Annotated in this window: 23 protein-coding genes and 2 pseudogenes; 9 read left to right on the forward strand and 16 right to left on the reverse strand. The window is 71.8% G+C overall.

Translation table 11 applies throughout. The annotated features are described in order from the left end of the window. The first annotated feature begins 49 nt into the window (after positions 1-49). Positions 50-2,347, forward strand: a complete 2,298-nt coding sequence (locus M6B22_RS10375) for a DEAD/DEAH box helicase (protein ID WP_269445688.1) — start codon at positions 50-52, stop codon at positions 2,345-2,347. Positions 2,348-2,445: 98 nt separating this feature from the next. Here the strand turns inward: M6B22_RS10375 and M6B22_RS22165 are convergent. The 4 genes and pseudogenes from M6B22_RS22165 to M6B22_RS10390 all read right to left on the reverse strand — a co-directional run. Then, positions 2,446-2,676 (reverse strand): annotated as a pseudogene (locus M6B22_RS22165) (pilus assembly protein TadG-related protein); the annotation flags it as partial. A 56-nt stretch (positions 2,677-2,732) separates the two neighbouring features. Beyond that, on the reverse strand, positions 2,733-3,098 hold the full coding sequence (locus tag M6B22_RS10380; protein ID WP_269445689.1) for a TadE family type IV pilus minor pilin: 366 nt from the start codon (positions 3,096-3,098) through the stop codon (positions 2,733-2,735). Between the two features lie 14 nt (positions 3,099-3,112). Beyond that, the gene (locus M6B22_RS10385; RefSeq protein WP_407935680.1) at positions 3,113-3,325 is read right to left on the reverse strand and encodes a DUF4244 domain-containing protein; all 213 of its coding nucleotides are present in this window, start codon (positions 3,323-3,325) and stop codon (positions 3,113-3,115) included. 84 nt (positions 3,326-3,409) lie between these two features. Next, the gene (locus M6B22_RS10390) at positions 3,410-4,027 is read right to left on the reverse strand and encodes a TetR/AcrR family transcriptional regulator (protein WP_269445691.1); all 618 of its coding nucleotides are present in this window, start codon (positions 4,025-4,027) and stop codon (positions 3,410-3,412) included. A gap of 42 nt (positions 4,028-4,069) precedes the next feature. On the opposite strand from M6B22_RS10390, the gene M6B22_RS10395 reads away from it, so the two are divergent. Continuing rightward, positions 4,070-4,414, forward strand: a complete 345-nt coding sequence (locus M6B22_RS10395; RefSeq protein WP_407935606.1) for a cupin domain-containing protein — start codon at positions 4,070-4,072, stop codon at positions 4,412-4,414. A 40-nt stretch (positions 4,415-4,454) separates the two neighbouring features. On the opposite strand, the gene M6B22_RS10400 is transcribed toward M6B22_RS10395, so the two are convergent. After that, positions 4,455-5,066 carry a class I SAM-dependent methyltransferase gene (locus M6B22_RS10400; protein WP_269445693.1) on the reverse strand — a complete coding sequence of 204 codons (612 nt, stop codon included), beginning with the start codon at positions 5,064-5,066 and terminating at the stop codon, positions 4,455-4,457. A gap of 74 nt (positions 5,067-5,140) precedes the next feature. On the opposite strand from M6B22_RS10400, the gene M6B22_RS10405 reads away from it, so the two are divergent. After that, complete coding sequence (locus M6B22_RS10405; RefSeq protein WP_269445694.1) at positions 5,141-5,770, forward strand: TetR/AcrR family transcriptional regulator; 630 nt, start codon at positions 5,141-5,143, stop codon at positions 5,768-5,770. A gap of 190 nt (positions 5,771-5,960) precedes the next feature. On the opposite strand, the gene M6B22_RS10410 is transcribed toward M6B22_RS10405, so the two are convergent. After that, positions 5,961-6,776 (reverse strand): ABC transporter permease, encoded by an 816-nt coding sequence (locus M6B22_RS10410; protein ID WP_269445695.1) that lies wholly within the window; start codon positions 6,774-6,776, stop codon positions 5,961-5,963. After that, positions 6,773-7,786 carry an ATP-binding cassette domain-containing protein gene (locus M6B22_RS10415; RefSeq protein ID WP_269445696.1) on the reverse strand — a complete coding sequence of 338 codons (1,014 nt, stop codon included), beginning with the start codon at positions 7,784-7,786 and terminating at the stop codon, positions 6,773-6,775. The genes M6B22_RS10410 and M6B22_RS10415 overlap by 4 nt, the downstream gene beginning before the upstream one ends. A gap of 30 nt (positions 7,787-7,816) precedes the next feature. On the opposite strand from M6B22_RS10415, the gene M6B22_RS10420 reads away from it, so the two are divergent. Beyond that, positions 7,817-8,506, forward strand: a complete 690-nt coding sequence (locus tag M6B22_RS10420) for a TetR/AcrR family transcriptional regulator (RefSeq protein ID WP_269445697.1) — start codon at positions 7,817-7,819, stop codon at positions 8,504-8,506. Between the two features lie 90 nt (positions 8,507-8,596). Here the strand turns inward: M6B22_RS10420 and M6B22_RS10425 are convergent, their stop codons facing one another. From M6B22_RS10425 to M6B22_RS10450, 7 genes and pseudogenes are all read right to left on the reverse strand, one after another. After that, on the reverse strand, positions 8,597-8,839 hold the full coding sequence (locus M6B22_RS10425; protein WP_269445698.1) for a hypothetical protein: 243 nt from the start codon (positions 8,837-8,839) through the stop codon (positions 8,597-8,599). A gap of 171 nt (positions 8,840-9,010) precedes the next feature. Continuing rightward, positions 9,011-9,805, reverse strand: coding sequence for a hypothetical protein (locus M6B22_RS10430; protein ID WP_269445699.1), 795 nt, complete (start codon positions 9,803-9,805; stop codon positions 9,011-9,013). 108 nt (positions 9,806-9,913) lie between these two features. Then, a complete protein-coding gene (locus tag M6B22_RS22170; protein WP_407935681.1) occupies positions 9,914-10,726 on the reverse strand; it encodes an SCO family protein in 813 nt (270 codons plus the stop codon). Positions 10,727-10,732: 6 nt separating this feature from the next. Continuing rightward, positions 10,733-11,215, reverse strand: a pseudogene (locus M6B22_RS22175) (nitroreductase family deazaflavin-dependent oxidoreductase); the annotation flags it as partial. 3 nt (positions 11,216-11,218) lie between these two features. Further along, positions 11,219-11,731: a hypothetical protein gene (locus M6B22_RS10440; protein ID WP_269445701.1), complete on the reverse strand. Its 513-nt coding sequence runs from the start codon at positions 11,729-11,731 to the stop codon at positions 11,219-11,221. Further along, positions 11,724-13,565: a chloride channel protein gene (locus tag M6B22_RS10445; protein WP_269445702.1), complete on the reverse strand. Its 1,842-nt coding sequence runs from the start codon at positions 13,563-13,565 to the stop codon at positions 11,724-11,726. Before M6B22_RS10445 ends, M6B22_RS10440 begins: the two co-directional genes overlap by 8 nt. 54 nt (positions 13,566-13,619) lie before the next feature. Continuing rightward, complete coding sequence (locus M6B22_RS10450; RefSeq protein ID WP_269445703.1) at positions 13,620-14,111, reverse strand: MarR family winged helix-turn-helix transcriptional regulator; 492 nt, start codon at positions 14,109-14,111, stop codon at positions 13,620-13,622. A gap of 61 nt (positions 14,112-14,172) precedes the next feature. Between M6B22_RS10450 and M6B22_RS10455 the strand changes: the two genes are divergently transcribed. Together M6B22_RS10455 and M6B22_RS10460 are read left to right on the forward strand one after the other, a co-directional pair. Further along, complete coding sequence (locus tag M6B22_RS10455; protein WP_269445704.1) at positions 14,173-14,946, forward strand: DUF4396 domain-containing protein; 774 nt, start codon at positions 14,173-14,175, stop codon at positions 14,944-14,946. Between the two features lie 134 nt (positions 14,947-15,080). Further along, entirely contained in the window at positions 15,081-15,635 is a 555-nt protein-coding gene (locus M6B22_RS10460) for a YetF domain-containing protein (protein WP_269445705.1), read from the forward strand. Between the two features lie 345 nt (positions 15,636-15,980). On the opposite strand, the gene M6B22_RS10465 is transcribed toward M6B22_RS10460, so the two are convergent. Next, positions 15,981-16,640 carry a Clp protease N-terminal domain-containing protein gene (locus M6B22_RS10465; protein WP_269445706.1) on the reverse strand — a complete coding sequence of 220 codons (660 nt, stop codon included), beginning with the start codon at positions 16,638-16,640 and terminating at the stop codon, positions 15,981-15,983. A gap of 6 nt (positions 16,641-16,646) precedes the next feature. Continuing rightward, positions 16,647-16,871, reverse strand: a complete 225-nt coding sequence (locus M6B22_RS10470) for a helix-turn-helix domain-containing protein (RefSeq protein WP_407935682.1) — start codon at positions 16,869-16,871, stop codon at positions 16,647-16,649. A 117-nt stretch (positions 16,872-16,988) separates the two neighbouring features. Between M6B22_RS10470 and M6B22_RS10475 the strand changes: the two genes are divergently transcribed. The 3 genes from M6B22_RS10475 (at position 16,989) to M6B22_RS10485 (ending at position 20,455) form a co-directional block, all read left to right on the forward strand. Beyond that, positions 16,989-17,867, forward strand: a complete 879-nt coding sequence (locus M6B22_RS10475; RefSeq protein WP_269445708.1) for a phosphotransferase — start codon at positions 16,989-16,991, stop codon at positions 17,865-17,867. A gap of 228 nt (positions 17,868-18,095) precedes the next feature. Next, on the forward strand, positions 18,096-19,541 hold the full coding sequence (locus M6B22_RS10480) for an ankyrin repeat domain-containing protein (RefSeq protein WP_269445709.1): 1,446 nt from the start codon (positions 18,096-18,098) through the stop codon (positions 19,539-19,541). A 38-nt stretch (positions 19,542-19,579) separates the two neighbouring features. Next, the gene (locus M6B22_RS10485) at positions 19,580-20,455 is read left to right on the forward strand and encodes an aminoglycoside phosphotransferase family protein (protein WP_269445710.1); all 876 of its coding nucleotides are present in this window, start codon (positions 19,580-19,582) and stop codon (positions 20,453-20,455) included. Positions 20,456-20,474 lie beyond the last annotated feature (19 nt).

Genomic DNA, 20,474 nt, shown 5'->3' on the forward strand with positions numbered 1-20,474 from the left:
TGCAGTACTCGGCAGCGGCCAGCATGCCACATGCGGGTGAGGGGATGAGGTGCGCGCACTGCTCGAGCGGCTCCTTGCCGGCACGGCACCGGGCGATTCGCCGTGCACGCACGTGCGGGAGTTGCCCGGCCGGGCCGGGCGCGCCGAGCCGTGGCCGCAGTGGGTTCCGGCGGTGCTGGCCGGGCGCCTGGCCGAGGCGGGCGTGGCCGCACCGTGGTCGCATCAGGTCGAGGCCGCCTCGCTCGCGCACGCCGGGGAGTCGGTGGTGGTGGCGACCGGGACGGCGTCCGGGAAGTCGCTGGCCTACCAACTGCCCGGACTGACCGCGCTGGCGGCCGACGAGCGGGTCCGCGTGCTCTACCTGGCCCCGACCAAGGCGCTGGCCGGCGATCAGCTGCGCTCGCTGCTGCAGCTGGCGGTGCCCGGCGTGCGGCCGGCCTGCTTCGACGGGGACACCCCGCACGAGGAGCGCGACTGGGTCCGTGCGCACGCGAACTGGGTGCTGACCAACCCGGACATGCTGCACCGCTCGCTGTTGCCTGCGCACGCCCGGTGGGCCTCGTTCTTCCGCCGGTTGCGGTACGTGGTGGTGGACGAGTGTCACGCGTATCGCGGCCTGTTCGGCTCGCACGTGGCGCTGATCCTGCGGCGGCTGCGGCGGGTGTGCGCGCTGTACGGGAGCGCGCCCACGTTCGTGCTCGCCTCGGCCACGGTGTCCGACCCGGCCGCTTCGGCGAGCCGGCTGATCGGCGCACCGGTGCGGGCGGTGACAGCCGACGGATCGCCGCACGGCGCGACCACGTTCGCCCTGTGGGAGCCACCACTGACCGCGTTGCGCGGCGAGCACGACGCGCCGGTGCGCCGGGCGGCCGGGGCGGAGGCGGGCCGACTACTGGCCGACCTGGTCGTCGAGGGCGCGCGCACCCTCGCGTTCGTGCGCTCGCGCAACGGCGCCGAGCAGACCGCGCTGGCCGCGCAACGGCTGCTGGCCGAGGCCGGTCTGGACGAGCTTGCCGGCCGCGTGTCGGCGTACCGGGCCGGGTACCTGCCCGAGGAGCGCCGCGCCCTGGAGGCGGCGCTCTGCTCGGGCGAGCTGCTCGGTGTGGCGGCGACGAACGCGCTGGAGCTGGGCCTGGATGTCAGCGGCCTGGACGCGGTGATCCTGGCCGGCTTCCCCGGCACGCTCGCTTCGCTGTGGCAGCAGGCCGGCCGGGCCGGCCGTTCCGGTGCGCACGCCCTGGTCGTGTTCGTGGCGCGCGACGACCCGCTGGACACGTTCCTCGCACACCATCCGGACGCGGTGTTCGGGCGGCCGGTCGAGGCGACCGTGTTCGACCCGGCCAACCCGTACGTGCTCGGTCCGCAGCTGTGCTGCGCGGCCGCCGAATCACCGCTGCGTCCGGGCGAGCTCGAGCTGTTCGGCGGCCCGGCGGCGCTCGCCGTGCTGGACGACCTCGTCGCGCGCGGTGAGCTGCGGCGGCGCCAGACCGGCTGGTACTGGACGGCCCGCGAGCGGCCGGATGCCGACATCCGGGGCTCGGGCGGCCCACCGGTGACCGTGGTGGACGGAAGCAACGGCGCGCTGATCGGCACGGTGGACGCCGGGGCTGCGCACTCGACGGTGCACACCGGCGCGGTCTACCTGCACCAGGGACGATCCTTCGAGGTCGACGAGCTGGATCTGCACGGGTCGGCGGCGATCGTCCACGCCGCTGATCCGGAGTGGACGACGACGGCGCGCGAACTCACCGACATCGCGATCGTGGACGTCGCACGGTCGTCGGCGTTCGGCCCGGTTACCGTCGCGTTCGGCACCGTCGATGTCACCAACCAGGTGCTGAGCTACCTGCGGCGGCGGATCAGCACCGGCGAGATCATGGACGAGGTGCCGCTGGACCTGCCGCCACGCGAGCTGCGCACCCGCGCCGTCTGGTACACCGTCGATCAAGAAGCGCTCGACGCGATCGGGTTGGACGCGGCGGCGGTGCCCGGTGCCGCGCACGCCGCCGAACACGCGGCGATCGGGCTGTTGCCGTTGTTCGCCACCTGCGACCGCTGGGACATCGGCGGTGTGTCCACCGCGCTGCACCCGGACACCGGGCGCCCCACCGTGTTCGTGTACGACGGGCACCAGGGCGGGGCGGGCTTCGCCGAGCGCGGGCACGCGGCGATCGCGGACTGGCTGGCCGCGACGCGTGAGGCGATCGACTCGTGCGAGTGTGTCGCCGGCTGCCCTTCGTGCGTGCAGTCGCCCAAGTGCGGCAACGGCAACGACCCGCTCGACAAGCGCGGCGCCGTCCATTTGCTCGACCTCCTACTCGCGCGGCTGACGTGCTCGCCCGGCTGACATGCTCGCCAGGCTGACGCCCGGCTGACCTGCGCGCGCCCGGCCCGCGCCGATGCGATGACCGTGCGCGTCCCCGCGATCGGCAGGTGCACCGTGATCGCGACCTGCACCCGCACCGTCCCACTGCGCCCGTCGGCACCCAGCCGCACAGCGCAGGAGCGCACCGCCGCACCGTTCGCGGCGGCCAGCGCCGACGCGACGCCGCACACGTCGCCGCCCACGCCGATCCGGCCGGCCCCGGCGAGTGCCGCCAGGTCGGCGGCCGCGTCGGCGCGGTGGCGGGCGAGCACGGCCTGCGTCCGCGCGACCCCCAGGAAGCCGACCAGCATGACCAGCGCGCAGCAGGCGAGCACCCAGATCGTCGCCGATCCGCGTTCCGCGCCCGTCACGGCGGCACACCGCCGGTCCCGCCGTCCGCGCCGGGCTCGAGCGCTGCGACCGCCCGCGCGGTCACGGTCACCGACGGCAGCCAGCGCGCGAGCAGATGCATCGACCCGCCGGCCACCACCGTCACCTGTCCACCGGACCTGTCGATGCTGACCGTCGCGCCCGGCGCGTACTGGTGCGCAAGCCGCCGCGCCGTCGCATCGTCGCCGCGCGCCGCCGCCCGAGCCGCCTCGCGCACCGCGTCCTGCATGCGCACCCGCTGCCCCGCGACGGACACCGCACTGAGCGCCACCGCCAACAGCAGCACGAGCACCGGCAGGCAGGTGGCGAGCTCGGCGGTCACCGTGCCGCGATCCCCGAGCACCCGTGTGCGCACCTTCAGATCGCGTGCAGTGCCGACGTGACGATCGACGACAACGCCGAGGACACCGCGCCACTGCGCACCACCTTGTAGAGCACGGCCGCGAACGCGACGGCCGCGACGGCGCTCGCGTAGCCATTGGGTAGTCGCAGTCGCACCTCAACAGCGCCAGCCGAGAGCCCTGGTCGATTTGCCGGCACCGTTGGGGCCGAGGAAACCGAACACCTCAGCGGCCCTCGCCCGGATGTCGACCTCGGTGATGCCCGCGATGGGGTCCTAACGTGTTGGTGAGCCGCTCGATGTGGATACCTCGCTCATCGGCGCGCCGTCCCGCGCGCGGCGCGGGCATCCTTGAGTGCGAACTCGAGCAGCGCCCGGGCGGTCCACTGGGCGAGGTCAACGTACTGCTCCCGGGTCAGACCGGCGATGTCGGTCAGCCAGACCAGCGATTCGATGCCGGTGGCCGCGCGGATGGCGACGGCCAGGCGGCGCACGTCCACGTCCGGCTTGCGCGAGCGCAGCGGGGCGAGTGCGTCCTCGAGCCAGGCGATGGCGCGCCCCTGCCGCAGCGGCGGCTGCGCGGCTCCCGGTTCCAGCGAGGCGAGCAGCTGGGCGCGCAGCGCGGCTTCGTTGCGCAGGTTGAACCGGGCGAATCCTTCCACGGTGAGGTCGAGTCTGGTGTGCGCGTCGCGCGGTGCGGGGTCGGGCAGCAGGGTCGTGGATCCGGTCTCCGGGAAGGCGACGGCGAGCAGCGAGCGCTGGCTCGGGAAGTACCGGTAGGCGGTGGTGCGGGAGATCCCGGCCGCCTCGGCGACGGCGTCGACGGTCGGGTTCAGGCCGGCTGCGAAGAGCCGCTGCGCCGCTTCGGCCAGCGCGGCGCGGGTGCGTTGCTTCTGGGCGGCCCGACCGCTGGCCTCGTATGGCACCGTCATGCCATTATGGTATGTGAGTCCCATATGGATCCGAGGTGCGACATGTGCGGCGATCCGGTGATCACCAACCCGAGCCTGTACCGGGTGGTCTTCGAGAACGAGCGGGTCCGGGTGTTGGAGTACCGCGACGGTCCCGGTGACCGCACTACGCCGCACCGGCATCCGGACAGTGTCATGGTCACGTTGTCGTCGTTCCGTCGTCGCCTGGCCAGCGGCGGCCGCAGGGTCGATGTCGAGATCCCCGCCGGCCAGGTCCGCTGGCTGGATGCGCAGGAGCACAGCGGAGAGAACGTCGGCGACACTCCGACGCACACGGTGTTCGTCGAACTGAAAGAAGAGGCGCCTGCGCGTGTAGCCGCGGCCCGGCTTGGCCCGGCCGAACCCTGATATCGGACCGGCCGCGACAGACGGTGGGCGCTGGCCTGGATCAGGGCTTCCGGCGGAGCCGGTACCAGGACGGCGCGGCCTTGCGCAGCCGTTTCGGCATGCCGTCGACCACGGCCGCCTCGACGTCGGTGACCGTCCAGCCGGCGAACGCGGCCTCGATGTCGGGCTGGTCGGCGCCCCGCGGAAGTGGGCGCGGCGCGGCGCCGGCCTTGAACGCCAGCAGCAGCATCGTGGCACCTGTCGTCGCGATCGCGGTGACCGCACGCCCCATGGCGGCGCGCTCGTCCGGCGCGAGCCCGTGGAAGCAGCCGATGTCGAGGAACAGGTCGTAGCCGGTGCCGACCGTCTCCGGGGGCAGGGCGGTCACGTCCGCGCGCACCAACTCGGCGGTGACGCCGTGTTGGGCGATCCGTCGGCGGGCACGCTCCAGGGCCTTCGGGACCAAATCCACGCCGGTGACCGTCCAGCCGCGCTCGGCCAGCGTCAGGGTGTGCGCGCCGGATCCGCAGCCGAGGTCGAGTGCCTTGGCGGGCCCGCCGTGTTCGGTCTCCTCGCGGGCGAAAAGCCGCGGCAGGGTTTCGGTATCGGCGGCCGCAGCCCGTTCCCACGGGGTGAACCCGACGGCGTAGGCGAATGTGTAGAAGCGGCTCATTGGCCTCTCCTTCGATTCAGATCGCTAGAGCGTAGCTCTATAGTGGTGCTATAGCAACGGTCGCGGGGAGTCCTATGTCCACGTCCAGCGGTGCCGGCCGCCGCATCCGTCGCGGAGCCGATACGCGGCGGAGGATCGAACAGGCCGCTGCCGACCTGTTCGTCGCGCGCGGCTACCATGGCACCTCCATGCAGGACATCGCCACGGCCGCCCGGGTGCACGTCCAGACGATCTACCTCGCATACGGCACCAAGGCCGAACTGCTGCGAGCCGCCGCCTCCTGGAAGGTGTCCGAAGGCGAGGACCCGGCGATCCCGCCGCCGGAGCGGCGCTGGGTGCGAGAAGTGATCGCCGAGCCCGACCCCCGCCGGAAGGTGCGCCTGTACGTGCGCCACATTCGCCATGTGACGCAGCAGTGGGCGCCGATGCGCGACGTGATGCGCGCCGCTGCTGGCGAACCCGAAGTCGCCGAGAAACTGGCCGCCATGGAATACGGCCGCTACCAAGGCCCGGAGAACCTGTGGCCGGCCATCGCCGAAAACGGCCAATTTCGCGACGGCCTTACCGCCGGCGACGCCGCGGTGCTCACCTACGCCATCGCCAGCCCGGACACCTTTCGGCAGCTACGTGAGCGGGGGTGGTCGTGGGACCGCGCCGAGGCCGCCATCGTCGACACGCTCGTCCGGATGCTGCTGAAGACCTGACCTTCTGGGCTCCTTGAGTTTGCAACGTTGGGTCCAGCGGGAGCGCGGGCTGATGCGCGTGCGGCAACCCGGCGCGGTAACCGGCGCGGTTCTTGTCCGCCTACGTGCGCCTTGATACCGGGCACCCATTAGTCGATAGGCTCAGCGCGAGCTCGAGCGTGCAGCCGCGGACGGCGCCCGGGGAGTGTCGCTAGTTGCGTCGCTGGTACAGGGCTGTGGTGAGCGGGGCGAAGATCGCGATGAGGGCACCGGCCGCGGCGATCACCCACAGCACTTGAGTCGCGCTGGCCGTGCCGGCCATGAGGCCGCGTTCGGCGTTGGCGAGGTGGGTGATCGGGTTGCCGTCCGCAATGCGGCGCAACCACCCCGGCATGGTGTCGGGTCGGACGAAGACGTTGCTGACGAACACGACGGGGAACAGGATCACGAAGCCGAGGTTCTGTACGGCGGTCGGCGTGCGCAGGATCAGCCCGAGCGCGATCCAGAGCCAGGACAGGGCGGAGGCGAACAGGAGCACGAGCGCGATCGCGGCGGCGACCCCGAGCGGTCCGCCGCCGGCGCGGTAGCCCATGGCGAAGCCGAGCCCGTCGACCAGGCCGGCGGCGATCAGGTAGCGGCCGAGGTCGCCGATCAGGGCGCCGACGATCGGTGCGGGCCGCCAGATCGGCATGGACCGGAACCGGTCGAAGGCGCCGGTGGACAGGTCGCGGTTGAGGGTGACGCCGCTGTAGACGGTGACGAACACGACTGCGAGCGCAAGGGTGCCGGGGAGCAGGAATTGCAGGTAGTCGTGCGTTGAGCCGGCCAGCGCGCCACCGAAGAGGTAGGTGAACAGCAGGGTGAACAGGATCGGGATGCCGAGGACGTCGCCGAGCTGCTCAGGCACGTGTTTGATCTTGAGCAGCGAGCGCCAGGCGAAGGCCAGCGAGGCGCCGGCCGGGCCTGCGGCGCGCGGGCGCGCGTGCATCGCCAGTGCATGTGGGTCCCGGTTCGTCGGCACGGTCACGCGAGTGCCTCCTCTGCAGCCGGTTCGGGTTCGGCACTGCTGCCGGTGAGGGCCAGGAAGACCTCGTCGAGGCTGGGCTGGCCGAGGGTGAAGTCACTGACGCTGATCCCGGCGCCAGACAGTCGGGTCAGCGCCCGGGCCGCGAGGTCGGCCAGTTCGGAACGTCGGCCGTTCTGCGGGATGCGAGCACTCAGGCTGGCCGGGTCGGGTCCAGCATGGACGGCGACGCCGAGGTCTCTGGCGAGGACCGTCTGTGCCTGGTCGCGTTGGGTCGGGTCGAACAGCCGCACCCGGAATCCGCCAGCGCCTGCGGAGGCCTTGAGCTCCCCGCGGGTGCCGGCCGCGATGACCCGGCCGTGGTCGATCACGGCGATCCGGTCGGCGAGCTGGTCGGCCTCGTCGAGGTACTGGGTGGTCAGTAGCACGGTGGTTCCGTCGGCGACGATGCTGCGCACGATCGCCCATACGTGGCTGCGGCTGCGCGGGTCCAGACCGGTGGTCGGTTCGTCGAGGAACAGCAGGTCCGGCTTGACGAAGATGCTGGCCGCGATGTCCAGTTTGCGGCGCATCCCGCCGGACAGCTGAGCCGTTTGGCGAGCCGCCGCACCGGCGAGGTCGAATGCGGCGAGTAGTTCGTCCGCGCGCCGCCGTGCGGTGCGTCGGCTGTGACCGAGCAGTCGGCCGACCAGCACCAGGTTCTCCAGAGCGGTGAGATCCTCGTCCACCGAAGCGAACTGGCCGGTCAGGCTGATCCGGCGCCGCACCGCCGCGGGCTCACGGGCGACGTCGTGGCCGAACACCCGCACGGAGCCCGCGTCCGGGCGCAGCAACGTGGCCAGCACGCGAATCGTCGTGGTCTTGCCCGCCCCGTTCGGACCCAGCACGCCGAAGACGCTGCCGCGCGGAATCGCCAAATCGAGGCCGTCGACCGCGCGGGCGGTTCCGAAGGTCTTCACCAAGCCCTCGGCCTCGACGGCCAGATCGGACGTTTCGCGGTGTGTCGTCGTCATCACGGGCCGAACCTAGCTAATCTTGTCCAGATGGACAAGTCAGGTGGACAACAGGGCCGGCCGGCTGTCGGGGAGCGTGGTCCGGCGTCCCGGCCGACCCGCGAGCGGCTGATGAGCGCTGCGGCCGAGCTGATCGCCGAGCTGGGGTGGGGACGGGTGACCACCCGCGCGGTCGCCGACCGGGCCGGCCTGCCGCACGGTGCGGTCAGCTACCACTTCCGCGGTAAGCAGGAACTGCTCATCGACGCGACGATGTTCGCCTTCGAACGCGCGGTGCCGGTCGGTGAGTTCGCGGCACGTGCCACGGTCGCCGGGCTGATCGACCTGGTCGAGGTGCAGGTGGCCGATCGCGAGGCGATCGATCCGGTGACGTCCCGGCTGATGTTCGAAGCGATGCGCGAGGCCGAACGCGACCAGAAGCTGCGGGCCCGGATGGGCGCCATGCTCCACCAGTACCGCGAACTGATGATCCGAACCGTTGCCGACGACCAGCAACAGGATGCGGTATTCGCCGGCGCTCCCGCGGACGCGCTGGCCACCCTGCTCGCCGCCGTCGGCGACGGCCTGCTCCTGCACGCGTTGCTCGACCCGGACCTCGACATACGGGCCGCGCTCGACGCGCTGCGCACACTGCTGCAGGCGCGCGAGGGCAGCGCCGGGGCGCCGCGGCGTCCGAGCACGCGGCGGCGAAAGGAGCCCCGTGCTCGGCGCGAGCCCTGACCCGCCGGCCACCGGCGCAACCAGCCAAACGCGCGACGCGGCCGCGGTCGCCAGCCGCGGTGACCGGCGCTATGGCGGGTCGGCCTACCGCTACCGTGTCCGGTGACGATCGTGACGTAGTTGATCTAGCCGGGTGCGCGCGAGCCGTTGCAGCATCTCCGGAAATGCCGCGTCGAGTACCTGACCGGCGAGGTCGTCTCGCGCGCCCAGGACGACGCCGCTGATCGTCGACAAGTCGAGGTCGGCCTGAAATTCGAGCATCAACGATTCGGTGACGTCGGCGAGGCTGCCCGCCGTCACGTCACGAGCAGGATCTCCGCGGCGCTGGCTCACGGTCGATTCCGGCAGACGAGATCAGTGTGCAGCAGGCCGACGAGAGACGTCGCCGGTGCGGAAATCACGCGGCTCGCCTGGCCGCCACCCCGCTGCCCGCCGCCACGCGACGCCGTGCCCGTGACGCCGCGGGCCAGCACCGTTTCGCCGCCGCGAGCATTTGGCCGGCGGTTACAGCTGCGCATGGGACCAGTCGACGCGCCGCGGCGCCACCGTGGGCGTGCCGAGGTCGAGCTGGATGTCTTCGTGACTGGTCAGGGTGATCGACGCGGGGTCGCCGGTGTAGCGCTTGCCGTTGACGTAGGTCGTGACGTTGCCGGTTGCCGGTCCGACCTGATGGGGGCCGAGGGTTTGGTGCCAGATGCCGAAGAACTGGCCGAGGGTGTAGGTCGCGTGGCTGGGCGCCTCGACGTGGATGATGCCGTCCTGCGCGTGGGTGTGCAGCCAGTAGTAGCAGCGCGATGCCTCATCGAAGGTTCCGCGGCTGCCCTGCTGGGCTACCGGTTCGACGACGCCGATGCCGGCCGGGATCGGGCGCAGGGCGCCGTTGACGTAGACGGTCAGGTGCGTGTGGATGTGGTAGACGGCCTGTTCCATGGAGTTGCACTGAACGCCGTCTGTGGTCTGCCCGGTCGCGGCGGTGCTGGCCGGCGCGAGCGGGGTGCCTTCCTCGAGCACGATGCCTTCAGGTCCGGGCGGACCGGTCAGTGTCGCGCTCGCCGTGTCGGAGGACGCCGCGCTGGCGCCGGAGCCGTGGTGGCCGCCGCCACCGGAGAGGGCCAGCACGACGATCACGGTGACCGCGGCGGCGACCAGCGCGACCGATCCACCCCAGCGCAGCACGCGGAGCCGGCGCTGGCGCGCCGCCTCGGCGGCCCGGAACGCGGCCGCCTTACGTCGCGCGGCTCCGCTGCCGGAGCGGCTCGGCGGCGCGGTGCGTGCCGGACGCGAGGAGCGATTGGTCATCACGGAGTCCCCTTCCAGGTGTGTCTGGCTCGGAATGCAGCCCGCTTTCCGGCAGGCGCGGGTTCGCCGGGGCCGTGTCGGCCGCCCGGCGGTGCGCCGGCGCCGCGGTCATGACTTGCCGCCGGGGATGCGGTGGCCGGTGAGCCAGGCGAGGACCTGGAGCTCCTGTGGGAGGGTCCAGGTCTGGCTGTCGGGGTGGGTGAGGTTGGCTCGTCCGGTGGCGTCCATGAACCGGCGCAAGGTCGGGGGCAGTGGGGCGCCGGGCGCGACGTGCGGGGCGCCTTCGAGCAGGAAGCGTTCATGGCCTTGCTGGTCGAGGAAGAACAGTTCGTCGGAATGTGTCACGTCGTAGGTGAGCGGCTTGCCGGTGAGCCAGTCCTTAGGCGCGGGCGGGGTGTCCGGCGCTTTTTGGATGTAGACGCCGAGCTGTTTCCAGAACGCGGTCAGCGCGCCCGGGGCGCCGGCAGCGGTCAGCCAGTCGTTCGGCGCGGGTGCGTAGAGATGGCGGTAGGCGGTCAGCCGGGCGAGGGTGTCGCGGGCTGGGTCGATGGTCACGCTGAGGAACACGATCTTGTTACCGAGGCCGGCGCGTTCCGCGTCCCGGGCGGCGGCAACTACGTTGGCCGTGTCCAGCGGGCAGGTTTCCTGGCAGAGGGTCATCATGTCCGAGATCACGACGACCTTGCCGGCCAGTTGTGCCAGGTCCAGCCGGCGGCCGGCGGAGGTGACCAGGGTGGTGTCGCGCACCGCGACCGGCAGCGCGTCGTTCGCCTGCTGACCCACATTCGGGCCGGGCGCGGCGGGTGGCGCTGAGCGTCCGCACCCGGCCAGGACGGCGGCGGTCAAGGCGAGCGCCGCAAGCAAACCAATCGTCTTTCGTGCTTGCCGCACGCGGAGTCGACGCCAGCGGCCGAACGGCACGTCGGGGTCGAGATCGAGGCGGACGAACGGCAGGCTCGGCTCGTCGGGGTCGATGCGGGCCTGCAGGGTGGTTTCGAAAACTGGGCGTAGCGTGCGCCACGCGTGCGGGTGGTCGGCGGCATAGCCGGCCAGCGCGGCCGAGGCCTGCTGACCGGTGAGTAGCCGGGCGGTGCCAGGTCTGGGTCGGCGGCTGCCGACCCAGACCCTTACCCGTGGGTTGGCCATGACGTTGCGGAACCACTGTGCGCGGGCGCCGAAGCCGGAGGCGACGACGTAGTGCCCCGGCGCGGGGCGGGCGACGATCTCGAGCACGACGTGCCGGCGTCGGCCGGAGACGCGGCCGGTGTGTTCGAGCATCAGCAGCCGCGCGCCGAACACGGCGCCGAGTCTGGCGCGGTAGAGCCAGATCGGTGCCCGCACGAGCCAGCGCAGCCGCAGTAGTCGCGCCGCCACCGCCGCGGCGGCTCGCGAGCTTCTGGTGTCGGGCATCGCTTAGCCGCCTCCGGTTTCGACTAGGCCGCCGAGGGCGAGGGCCACGTCCTGGACGACGGATTGCTGCCCCACGCGTTCGCTGGTGTCGGTCGGGGCGGCGCTCCAGCCCGGGCCGGTGGCGTAGTAGGCAACCCGGTCGCGCAGTTCGGCTTCGACGGCGGCCTGGCTGGCGCGGCTGGTGAAGGTCAGTACGAGGGCGATGCGGCCGCGGAGCGCGCAGCTCGCGGCGGAACCGAGGTCGCGGGCGGCGGGCAGGTGCAGCCGTTGGGCCGCCGCGGGCGGGGTGAGCGTGTGCGGTTGGCAGCCGGTGATCTGCCGCGCGAGGGCGGCGGCCGTGGTGTGGTAGCCGGAGACCGGGCGTTGTGCGGCGGCTGCGGTGGGGAGCGGCGGCGATGTCTGCTGCTTCGCTCCCCCGGCTGCCGGGGTGGACGCGCATCCGGCGGTCAGCGCGAGAAGCACAGTGGCGATCGCGACCGCTGCGGCGCGGCGAGTGGTCGCGTGCGCGTCAGGCATGCTGGTTCGCCGGCGCCGGTGCCGCTGTTGGTGCGGGGGTGGCGGGTGGGGTGCTGAGCGCGCGGAGCACGTCCTGGTGGCTGAGCCAGCCGAGCAGCCGGGCGCGGTCGTGATCGAGGACGGGCACGGGTCCGTCGGTGGTCGCGAGCACGTCGAGGGTGTGCTGCAGCGGTTCGGCGGCGCTGACCGTGGGCGGGTACTCGACGATGGAGGCGACGGTGTCGGACTCGTGTCCGGGTCCAGCCAGGGTGTCGGCGAGGGCTCGGGCGGTGGCGACGCCGCGGTAGGCGCCGGCGGCGTCGATGACCGGCAGCTGGCCGTAACGGGTGCGGCTGAGCTGGGCTGCGGCCTCGGTCAAGGGCAGGTCGGCCGGCAGCGGCGTGCCCGTGGCGGGGCGCATGACCTGCCCGACGGTGACCGATGCCAGCGCGGCCGCGGCGGGGTCGGTGTTGAGGTCGATGCCGCGGCGGCGCAGCTTGAGGGTGTAGATGGTGTCCGGGGTGAGCAGGTGGCTGATTCCGGCGGCGAGCACGATGGCCGCCATCAGCGGCAGGATGATCGCGTAGTCGCCGGTGAGTTCGAACATGATGATCACTGCGGTGATCGGCGCGCGGGCCGCGCCGGCGAACACGGCGCCCATCCCGATCAGCGCGTAGGCGCCGGCCTGCCCGGACAGGCCGGGCGCAAGCTGGTGCAGTGTCTGGCCGTAGGCGGCGCCGGCCATGGCGCCGATGAACAGGCTGGGCGCGAACACTCCGCCGGAGCCGCCAATGCCGATGGTGAGGCTGGTCGCGACGATCTTGCCGGCGAGCAGGGCGAGCAGGAACGCGATGCCGTATCCGCCGGCGACGCCCTTGCCGAGGACCGGGTAGCCGACGCCGTACATTTCCGGCAGCACCAGCAGCAGGCCGCCGAGCAGGATGCCGCCGACCGCCGGGCGGGCCCACTCCGGCCCCCGCACGCGCTGCCAGGCCGCGTCGCAGCCGTCCTCGATCAGGTACAGCACCCGGGTGAACACGACACCGATCACGCCGGCCGCGAGCCCGAGGGCGGCGAACAGCGCGTACTCGATCGGATCCTGGACGGTGAAGGCGGGCAGGTGCAGGAAGGGTTGGTTGCCGAACGCGGCGCGGCCGATCACGCTCGCGGTCACCGAAGACAGCACGACCATGCCGAAGGATTGGGCGGCGAAGTCGCGCAGGATCAGCTCCATCGCGAAGAACACCCCGGCCAGCGGCGCGTTGAAGGTGGCCGCGATCCCGCCCGCGGCGCCGCAGGCGACCAGCACCCGCATCCGTGGCTCGGCCACCCGCACGATCGAACCCAGGGTGGAGCCGAGCGCGGAGCCGATCTGCACGATCGGTCCCTCGCGGCCGACCGAGCCGCCGCCGCCGATGCACAGCGCCGAGGCCAGTGCCTTGACCGCGGCCACCTGTGGGGGGATCCGCCCGCCGCGGCGGGCGACCGCGTACATCACCTCCGGCACGCCGTGACCGCGGGCCTCGCGGGCGAAGAAGTGCACCAGCGGCCCGTACACCAGCCCGGCCGCGACCGGGGCCAGCAGCACGAACCACCGTCCCAGTCCCGGCAGGTGCGGGTTGGCGGCGTGCCCGGCCAGCGAGTAGTCCCCGTGCCCGGACAGCAGGAGGGTGAACTGCTTGATCAGCCAGCGGAACAGCACCGCCCCGCCGCCGGCGCCGGCGCCCACGACCAGCGATAAGGCGAGCAGCCCGGTGTTCGAGGCGCGCATCGCGGTGACCAGCCGCGCGGGACCGGCTTGCGTTCGCAGCGGGGTGGCGAGCCGGCGCCGTTGTCCACCTCGACCATCGCTCATACGTGCATTATGCAACTAATGCTGTGTGCCTGGAAATTTGGTCTGCGGTGGGGCTCAGGTCGCGCGGGGGGTCGATCCGTGTCCGCTGGACTCCGCGGCATCGACGAGCATCCGCAGCGCTGCGCTGAGCTGCAGCCGTTCGGTGGCGGGGATGGTCTTGATCAGCCGGGCGATCTGCTGCTTGCGGCGTTTCGTGCTCGCCGCGATCAGCTCGTGCCCGGCCGCATGCAGGGTCAGCCGCATCCGCCGCCGGTCCGCGCGGTCGACCGCGCGGCGCACCAGCTTCTTCGTCACCAGCCGTTCGCACATCCGGCTCGCCGTCGACGGCGCGACCCCAAGTTCGCCGGCCAGCTCGGCGACCGTCATCGCCCCGCGCGCCTCGAGCAACACCAGCGCGCGGAACTGCGGCAGCGTCACCTCCGGCGTCAGCCCGGCTAGGGCGTTGGAGGCGACCGCGACGAACACGCGGCTGGCCGCCAGCACCGCGTCGACGACCTCCGCCTGCCCCTCCAGCACCTCGGCGGCGTCGGCAGCCGAACCCGCCACCGGCATCACTCTCCATTCCGTGCATCAAGCAACTAATGCTGTGACCACGATAGGCGGCTCGATGACCTGCAGCGGCGGCACCACGTCGGTTCGGCTCAGCTGGCGTGCGGGTAGCCCACTGTTGAAGGAGGTTCTTGCCGCTGTGCCCGAACGATGGCTGGTCACGCTGAGCTGGCTCGCACTCGCGGCCGGGTTTGCCGCCGCGGCCGACATCCTGATCGACACCTACCTCCGCCGCTACCGGCAGCAGATGCCGATCATGGAAGCAGTGTGGCCGGTCACCGCCCTGTACTTCGGCCCCCTCGCGTCCTGGGCCTATCGGCGCTTCGGCCGCCCCATGACCCGCCACTGGCTCGCCGAGCACGACCGCGACGAGCCGCCGGACAAGCCCGGCTGGGCCACCACCGCCGTCGGGGTCAGCCACTGCGGCGCCGGCTGCACGCTCGGCGACATCCTCGCCGAATTCGTGATCTTCGGCCTCGGCGCTGCGATCGCCGGCGAGGTCGTGTACGCGGAGATGGTCGGTGACTACCTGGCCGCGGTCGCGCTCGGGATCGCGTTCCAGTATTTCGCCATCGCCCCCATGCGCGGGCTGAGCCTGCGCAAAGGCCTGCGAGAGGCGGCCAAAGCGGACGTGCTCTCGCTCACCGCGTTCGAGGGCGGCGTGTTCGGCTGGATGGCGCTCATGGCTTTCGTGCTGTTCCCGGCGCCGCACCGCCTGCACCCGGACTCACCGGTCTACTGGTTCCTCATGCAGGTCGGCATGATCATCGGCTTCGGGACCGCGTGGCCGGCCAACGTGTGGCTGATCCGGCGCGGCATCAAGGCGATGTAGTCGCCGGAGTTGCGGAAAGGCGGTGCCATGGCGGCAAGCACGGGGCGAACAGCGGAGTCACGCGCCACGACTCGGCACGCGCAACTGAGACAAGGACAGCGGCGGGTGACTGGAAGCAGAAGGAGTGGGAGCGCATGTCCTGGCTGACATCATCATGGAGCGATCTCGGCATCACCGCAGGCAAGGCCGTGTTGATGTACGCGACAGCCTTGGTCGGACTCCGGCTCGGCGAACGCCGCACGCTGGCGCAATGGACGGCCATCGACTTCGCCGCTGCGGTCGCCATCGGCGCCATCATCGGCCGCACCGCAGTTGCGAGCACCCAGACCTACGCGATCGGTGCCGTCGCCCTCGTCAGCCTGCTCCTGCTCCACCGGCTGACCAGCCTCGCCCGCTTCCAACCGCTCTTCGGCCGGCTGACCGACCACCGCGTCCGCGTCCTCGTCGCCGACGGCCACCTGCGCCGCGACCAGCTCCGGCGTTGCGGGCTCACCGACGATGATCTCCTCGCCCAGCTCCGACAGCACGGCGTCTTCGACCTGCACACGCTCAAGTACGTGCTGTACGAAGCCACGGGCGGACTCACCATCGTCCCCGAAAACGACCAACACCACGCCAGCGATCTCGTGGACGCCGGCCTGCGATCCAGCGCCGGGTTCCCCATTGACCAAGCGCAACGGCAGAATTAGCGCCGGAGGCACTGCGGATAAGACGTCCTACGGGAGCGACCGGAGCACTCTGGTTCGCGGTTTTCGCGCCGGCTATCCGCCGCTTCCGGGTCGGCAGCACCTTTCTCACCCCTCGCCGGTGTGGTCTTCCCCGGCCGCGCATCTGATGATGTTGGGGTGGCCGCTCGGTCCCGCTGCGCTGCGTCCGCCGGGGCAGCGGGCCCGGAGCATCTGGCCGGCTCACGCCGTATCCGCGCCACCGTCTATCTGCGGGTCTCGACCGAGGGGCAGATCGGCGGGACCTCGATCGACTTGTCACGCGCCGCCACTGCTGCGTTCGCCAAGGAACCTCGTGAATCGCAGCACTCAGCTCGGCACTGGGGTCGCGGCGGTCGCAGCCTGTTGCAATACCTCGAGGCTCGTGCCCGCGGCCTCGACGACGAGCCGGACAGGACTGGGTCCGCGCAGCGGCAGTCCGAGGCGCCCGCGCAGCCGCCGCCGCCAAGGGTTGTTGAAGCAGCGGGGGCGATCTACCGGTTGCTCGGCGTCGCGCAACAGTCCGAGCAGAAGATCCGGCGCCTCGATGACGGGCCTGTTTCGTTCGCGACGCTGTTGCCCGGCGTAGTAGAGCGCCTGCTTGACCAGAATTGCCTTGCCGCACAGCGGTGACCACCCGGTGCGGCGGGTGACCTGTCGGGCGGCGTTATCGACCGCGGCGTCGCCGAAGGTTTGGCGCGCCGCGCGCATGACCGCGTCCAGGTCGATACCGAGCCCGCGGAGCAGGTCGGCATCGTTGTGCCAGGGCGGCGGCAGAACGCCTTGCTCGACGAGCCGGTCGAGCTCGCCGCGGATGGACTCGATATCCAGTCCGTGCCCGACGAGGATGCGGTTCGCGGGCGTCCCGGGCTGCTGGGCGAGCGCGGCGAGGACGTGTTCGCAGCCGATGTAGTTGTGGCCGAGGCGGTCCGCTTCCTGTTCGGCGACACGCAGGATGCAGCGTACGGGTTCGGCGAACTGATCAAGCATCGCGATTCACCGCCCGACACCGATACGGCGCCGGTATTTCTTGTGGACGGCCTGCTTGGTGACAGTCAGCCGATCGGCGATCGCCGGCCAGGTCCATCCCTGCGCTCGGGCGTTGTCGACCTGCAGGGCCTCGAGCACCTCCACCATGCTGCGCAGCGCGGCTACCGCGGCGAGGCCGATCGCGGGATCCTGATGTCGAGTCGCCGCCGCCAAAGTCGTCACCTCGTCCAGTTCGAGTTCACCCACGCTGGTCAATCTAAGTTGACCCGACCCGGTCGGTCAACCCACGTTGACCGTGCCGCTGGTGGTACGGCCCTCGCCGCGAAGGCACACGGCCGTCCCACCGGCATGCTGCCCCCGCCGACCGGCCGCCGCGAGAAACTAGCCTTGCCCCGTGACGGAGGTGGGAACGCAGTCACGCCTCGCGCTCCACGCGGCGGTTTCCGTCGCGGATCGCGCGGGCTATGCGGTAGCCGACGCCGCGTGCTGGCCGATTCGAATCACACGATCGTGTGGCTGCGACCGCATCAGATCCTCGCCAAAGTTGGTCGACGATCTGCAGAGCGCCTGCTGCTGCGTGAGCATCGCGTCGCGCGTGCGCTCGGCGAGGTCGGCGCACCCGTCGTCCCTCCCTTGTCGGGGGTAAAGCCCACGCGAGATCCGGACACCGCCCTGCTCGTGACGCTGTGGCCGCGAGTCGAGCACCTGGGCGAGGACAGCGCCGATGCCGCCGACGTCGGGCAGTCCCTTGGGGAGGTGCACCGTGCTCTCGACCGGTACGACGGCGAGCTGCCGAGCTTTCTCGACAAGCTGGAAGACGCCAGGGCGCTGCTCGGCGACGACGCTCGCATGAGCGCCCTCGACCTGGACAACCGACGCTGGCTTCGGACCGCTTTCGACGCACTGTTCGACGAGTTGAGATCACGCCGGTACGCCGTGCGAGGACTCCATGGTGAACCCCACGGCCAGAATCGGCTGACGACGCCGGCGGGTGTGAGATGGATCGACTTCGAGGGAGCATGTCTCGGACCGGTCGAATGGGACCTCGCCTTCCTGCCCGATGCTTCGTTGCCGGCGTACCCGCCACCGGATGAGGCGCTCGTCCAACTACTGCGCACGCTGAACAGCGCCCGCACCGCCACGCTGTGTTGGGCGCGCTACGACGTACCAGCGCTACGGTGGCACGCCAGGTTCCACCTCCAGCAGCTCCGCAGTCACCTGGTCTGACACCGCGATCATCGCGGTTCGCTGACTTCCGGACCGCCCGCGGGCGGTGGAACGACGCCAACGGTCGGCAACGGCTCGCGCCGCCGGACTGCGCTAGCGTGTGCGGTGGGTGCGTGAGGGCGCCTCCGGGTCCGCGGGCAGAACTGAGTTCACCTCTCGAGCGTGATCACCGGTCTTGTGATCATCTCCGGCCCTGGTACGCGGACCGCCGGGCACCGAGGAGATGTCATGTCGGACCTTCCTGTTCGCCCGGATGTAGCGCAGGCACGCCGCCAGGCGAAAGAGCTGTTGCGTGCGGCGCGCGCCGGCGATGCGGACGCGCTCGCGCGGCTGGCGCGCGTGTCGGCGCCGTTGACGCTGGCTGGGGCGCAACTGGCCCTTGCCCGAGAGCTGGGGCTGCCGAGCTGGGCGGCGCTGACCCGCGAGATCCAAGCGCGCAACACCGCAATCCCCGAGGACGTGCTGCGGTTCTTGAGCTCAAGCGTGAATCTGCAGATCGGCGCGGCCGCGCGCATGCTCCACGACGACCCGGCCTTGGCGCTGTCGGGGTTCCCGGCGGCGGTGGTTCTCGGCGATGCGGCGCGGGTGGAGGCCGAGTTGGCCCGCGATCCCGGTGCCGCCACCCGCGTGGACCCGGGGACGGGCTGGACCGCGCTGCACTTGGCGTGTGCGTCGCGGTTCCATCTCGATCCGGCACGAGCGCCGGGACTGGTCGCCGTGGCCCGCCGGCTGCTCGACGCCGGCGCGGACCTCGACGGGGCAAGCAGCGGCCGGCGGTGCTGGCGACCGCTGGAGTGCGCGGTCACCAGCGCCAACTCCAGCCGCAACAACGAACCGATCATCCGGCTGCTGCTCGAGCGCGGCGCTCCGGTGCGACCCGAAACCCTGGTTGCGGCGCTCTACGCGGCCGGCGGCACCTGGTGCCAGGAGCTGCTCACCCGCGCCGCCGCCGAGACGCCGGAGGTGTTCACCGACGCGCTCGCCGAAGCCGTGACGGGGCCGGACCTGGACGCGGTGGCGGTTCTGCTGGCCGCCGGCGCCGACCCGGACGCGCCCGGCAGCGACGGCCGCACGCCGCGCCGGCGCGCGTTGACCGCCGGACTCGCCGCCACCGTCGCCGCGCTCGGCGGCGCGGGCGCGGATCCGGTCGAGCACCTGCTGGAAGCGATCGTGACCGGTGACGCCAGCCGCGCCCGCCGGATCGCCGCCGCTGATCCAGGGCTCGTCGACCGCCTCCAACCCGACGACCGCGCAACCCTCGTCGCGACCGCCGAGCACGGCAACCGCGCGGCCGTCGCCGTCATGCTCGACCTCGGGTTCCCGATCGGCACACGCCGCGAGGGCGCCGACGAGGACGGCGCCACCGCGCTGCACGCCGCGAGTTGGGCCGGGTCCGCCGACACGGTCGCGCTACTCCTCGAGCGCGGCGCGGACATCGGCGCGCGCGACGCCCGATGGGAGGGTCAGCCGCTGCACTGGGCGCTGGTCGGCAGCGGCGAGGCCCCCGACACCGCGCCGGCACCGGACTGGGTCGCGACCGTCCAGATGCTGCTGGACGCGGGCGCGCCGATCGCGGAGATAACGCTCGACGCGGACGACCCGAAACCTCCCAGCCCGGCGGTGCGCGAGCTGCTGCGCACACGCGGGATCACCGGCACGGGACGCACCGGGTGAACGCCCGGCGCGCCGGGCACGGGTCGTCGCGCGCACGCGTGCCCATTCCGCCGCGGCTGGCGGAGGCGGTCGCCGAGGACGACCTGCCCAGCCGCTGGCAATGGCTCAGCGCACTTCCCGGACGAATCGAGGAGATAGCGGCCGATTGGGGCCTGCGCCTTGGCGAGCCCTACCTGCCCGGTGGTCAGTGCGCCTGGGTCGCGCCCGTCCGCGCCGCCGACGGCGAGGACCTGGTGCTCAAGGTCGCGTGGCGGCACCGGGAGGCCGAACACGAAGCCGCCGGGCTACGGCACTGGGACGGCGACGGCGCGATCCGCTGCCACGCGGCACGCGACCTCGACGACGCGACGACCGCGCTGCTGCTCGAACGATGCCGACCAGGTCGACCGTTGGCCGCCGTCCCGCCGACGCAGCAGGACGAGATCATCGCGGAATTGCTGCAGCGCCTCTGGGCCCGCCCACGGCGGACGGGGCATCCATTCGACACGCTGGAAAGCCTCTGCAACGAATGGGCCGACACCGTCGAGACCGCCTACGCCAGCAACACCCACCGGCTCGACCCCGGCCTCGCCCGGGCCGGCCTGGACATCCTGCGAACCCTGCCCGCCAGCACCTCCACCCACGTGCTGTTGTGCACCGACCTGCACGCCGAGAACGTCCTCTCGGCCGAACGCGAGCCGTGGCTGGTGATCGACCCCAAGCCGTTCATCGGCGACCCGGCCTTCGACGTCGTGCAGCACATGCTCAACTGCGACGACCGGCTCCATACCGATCCAGTCGGTCTGCTGGCGAGGATGGCTGGCCTGCTCGACCTCGAACCGCAGCGCGTGCGGCTGTGGCTGTTCGCCCGCTGCGTCCAGGAATCAGCAGGGTCCCTGACCGCCGGTGAGCTGGCCCGCCGCGTCGCACCCTGAAACCCTGCCCGACGGGGCG

The organism is Jatrophihabitans cynanchi, from assembly GCF_027247405.1.
GTDB lineage: Bacteria > Actinomycetota > Actinomycetes > Mycobacteriales > Jatrophihabitantaceae > Jatrophihabitans_B > Jatrophihabitans_B cynanchi.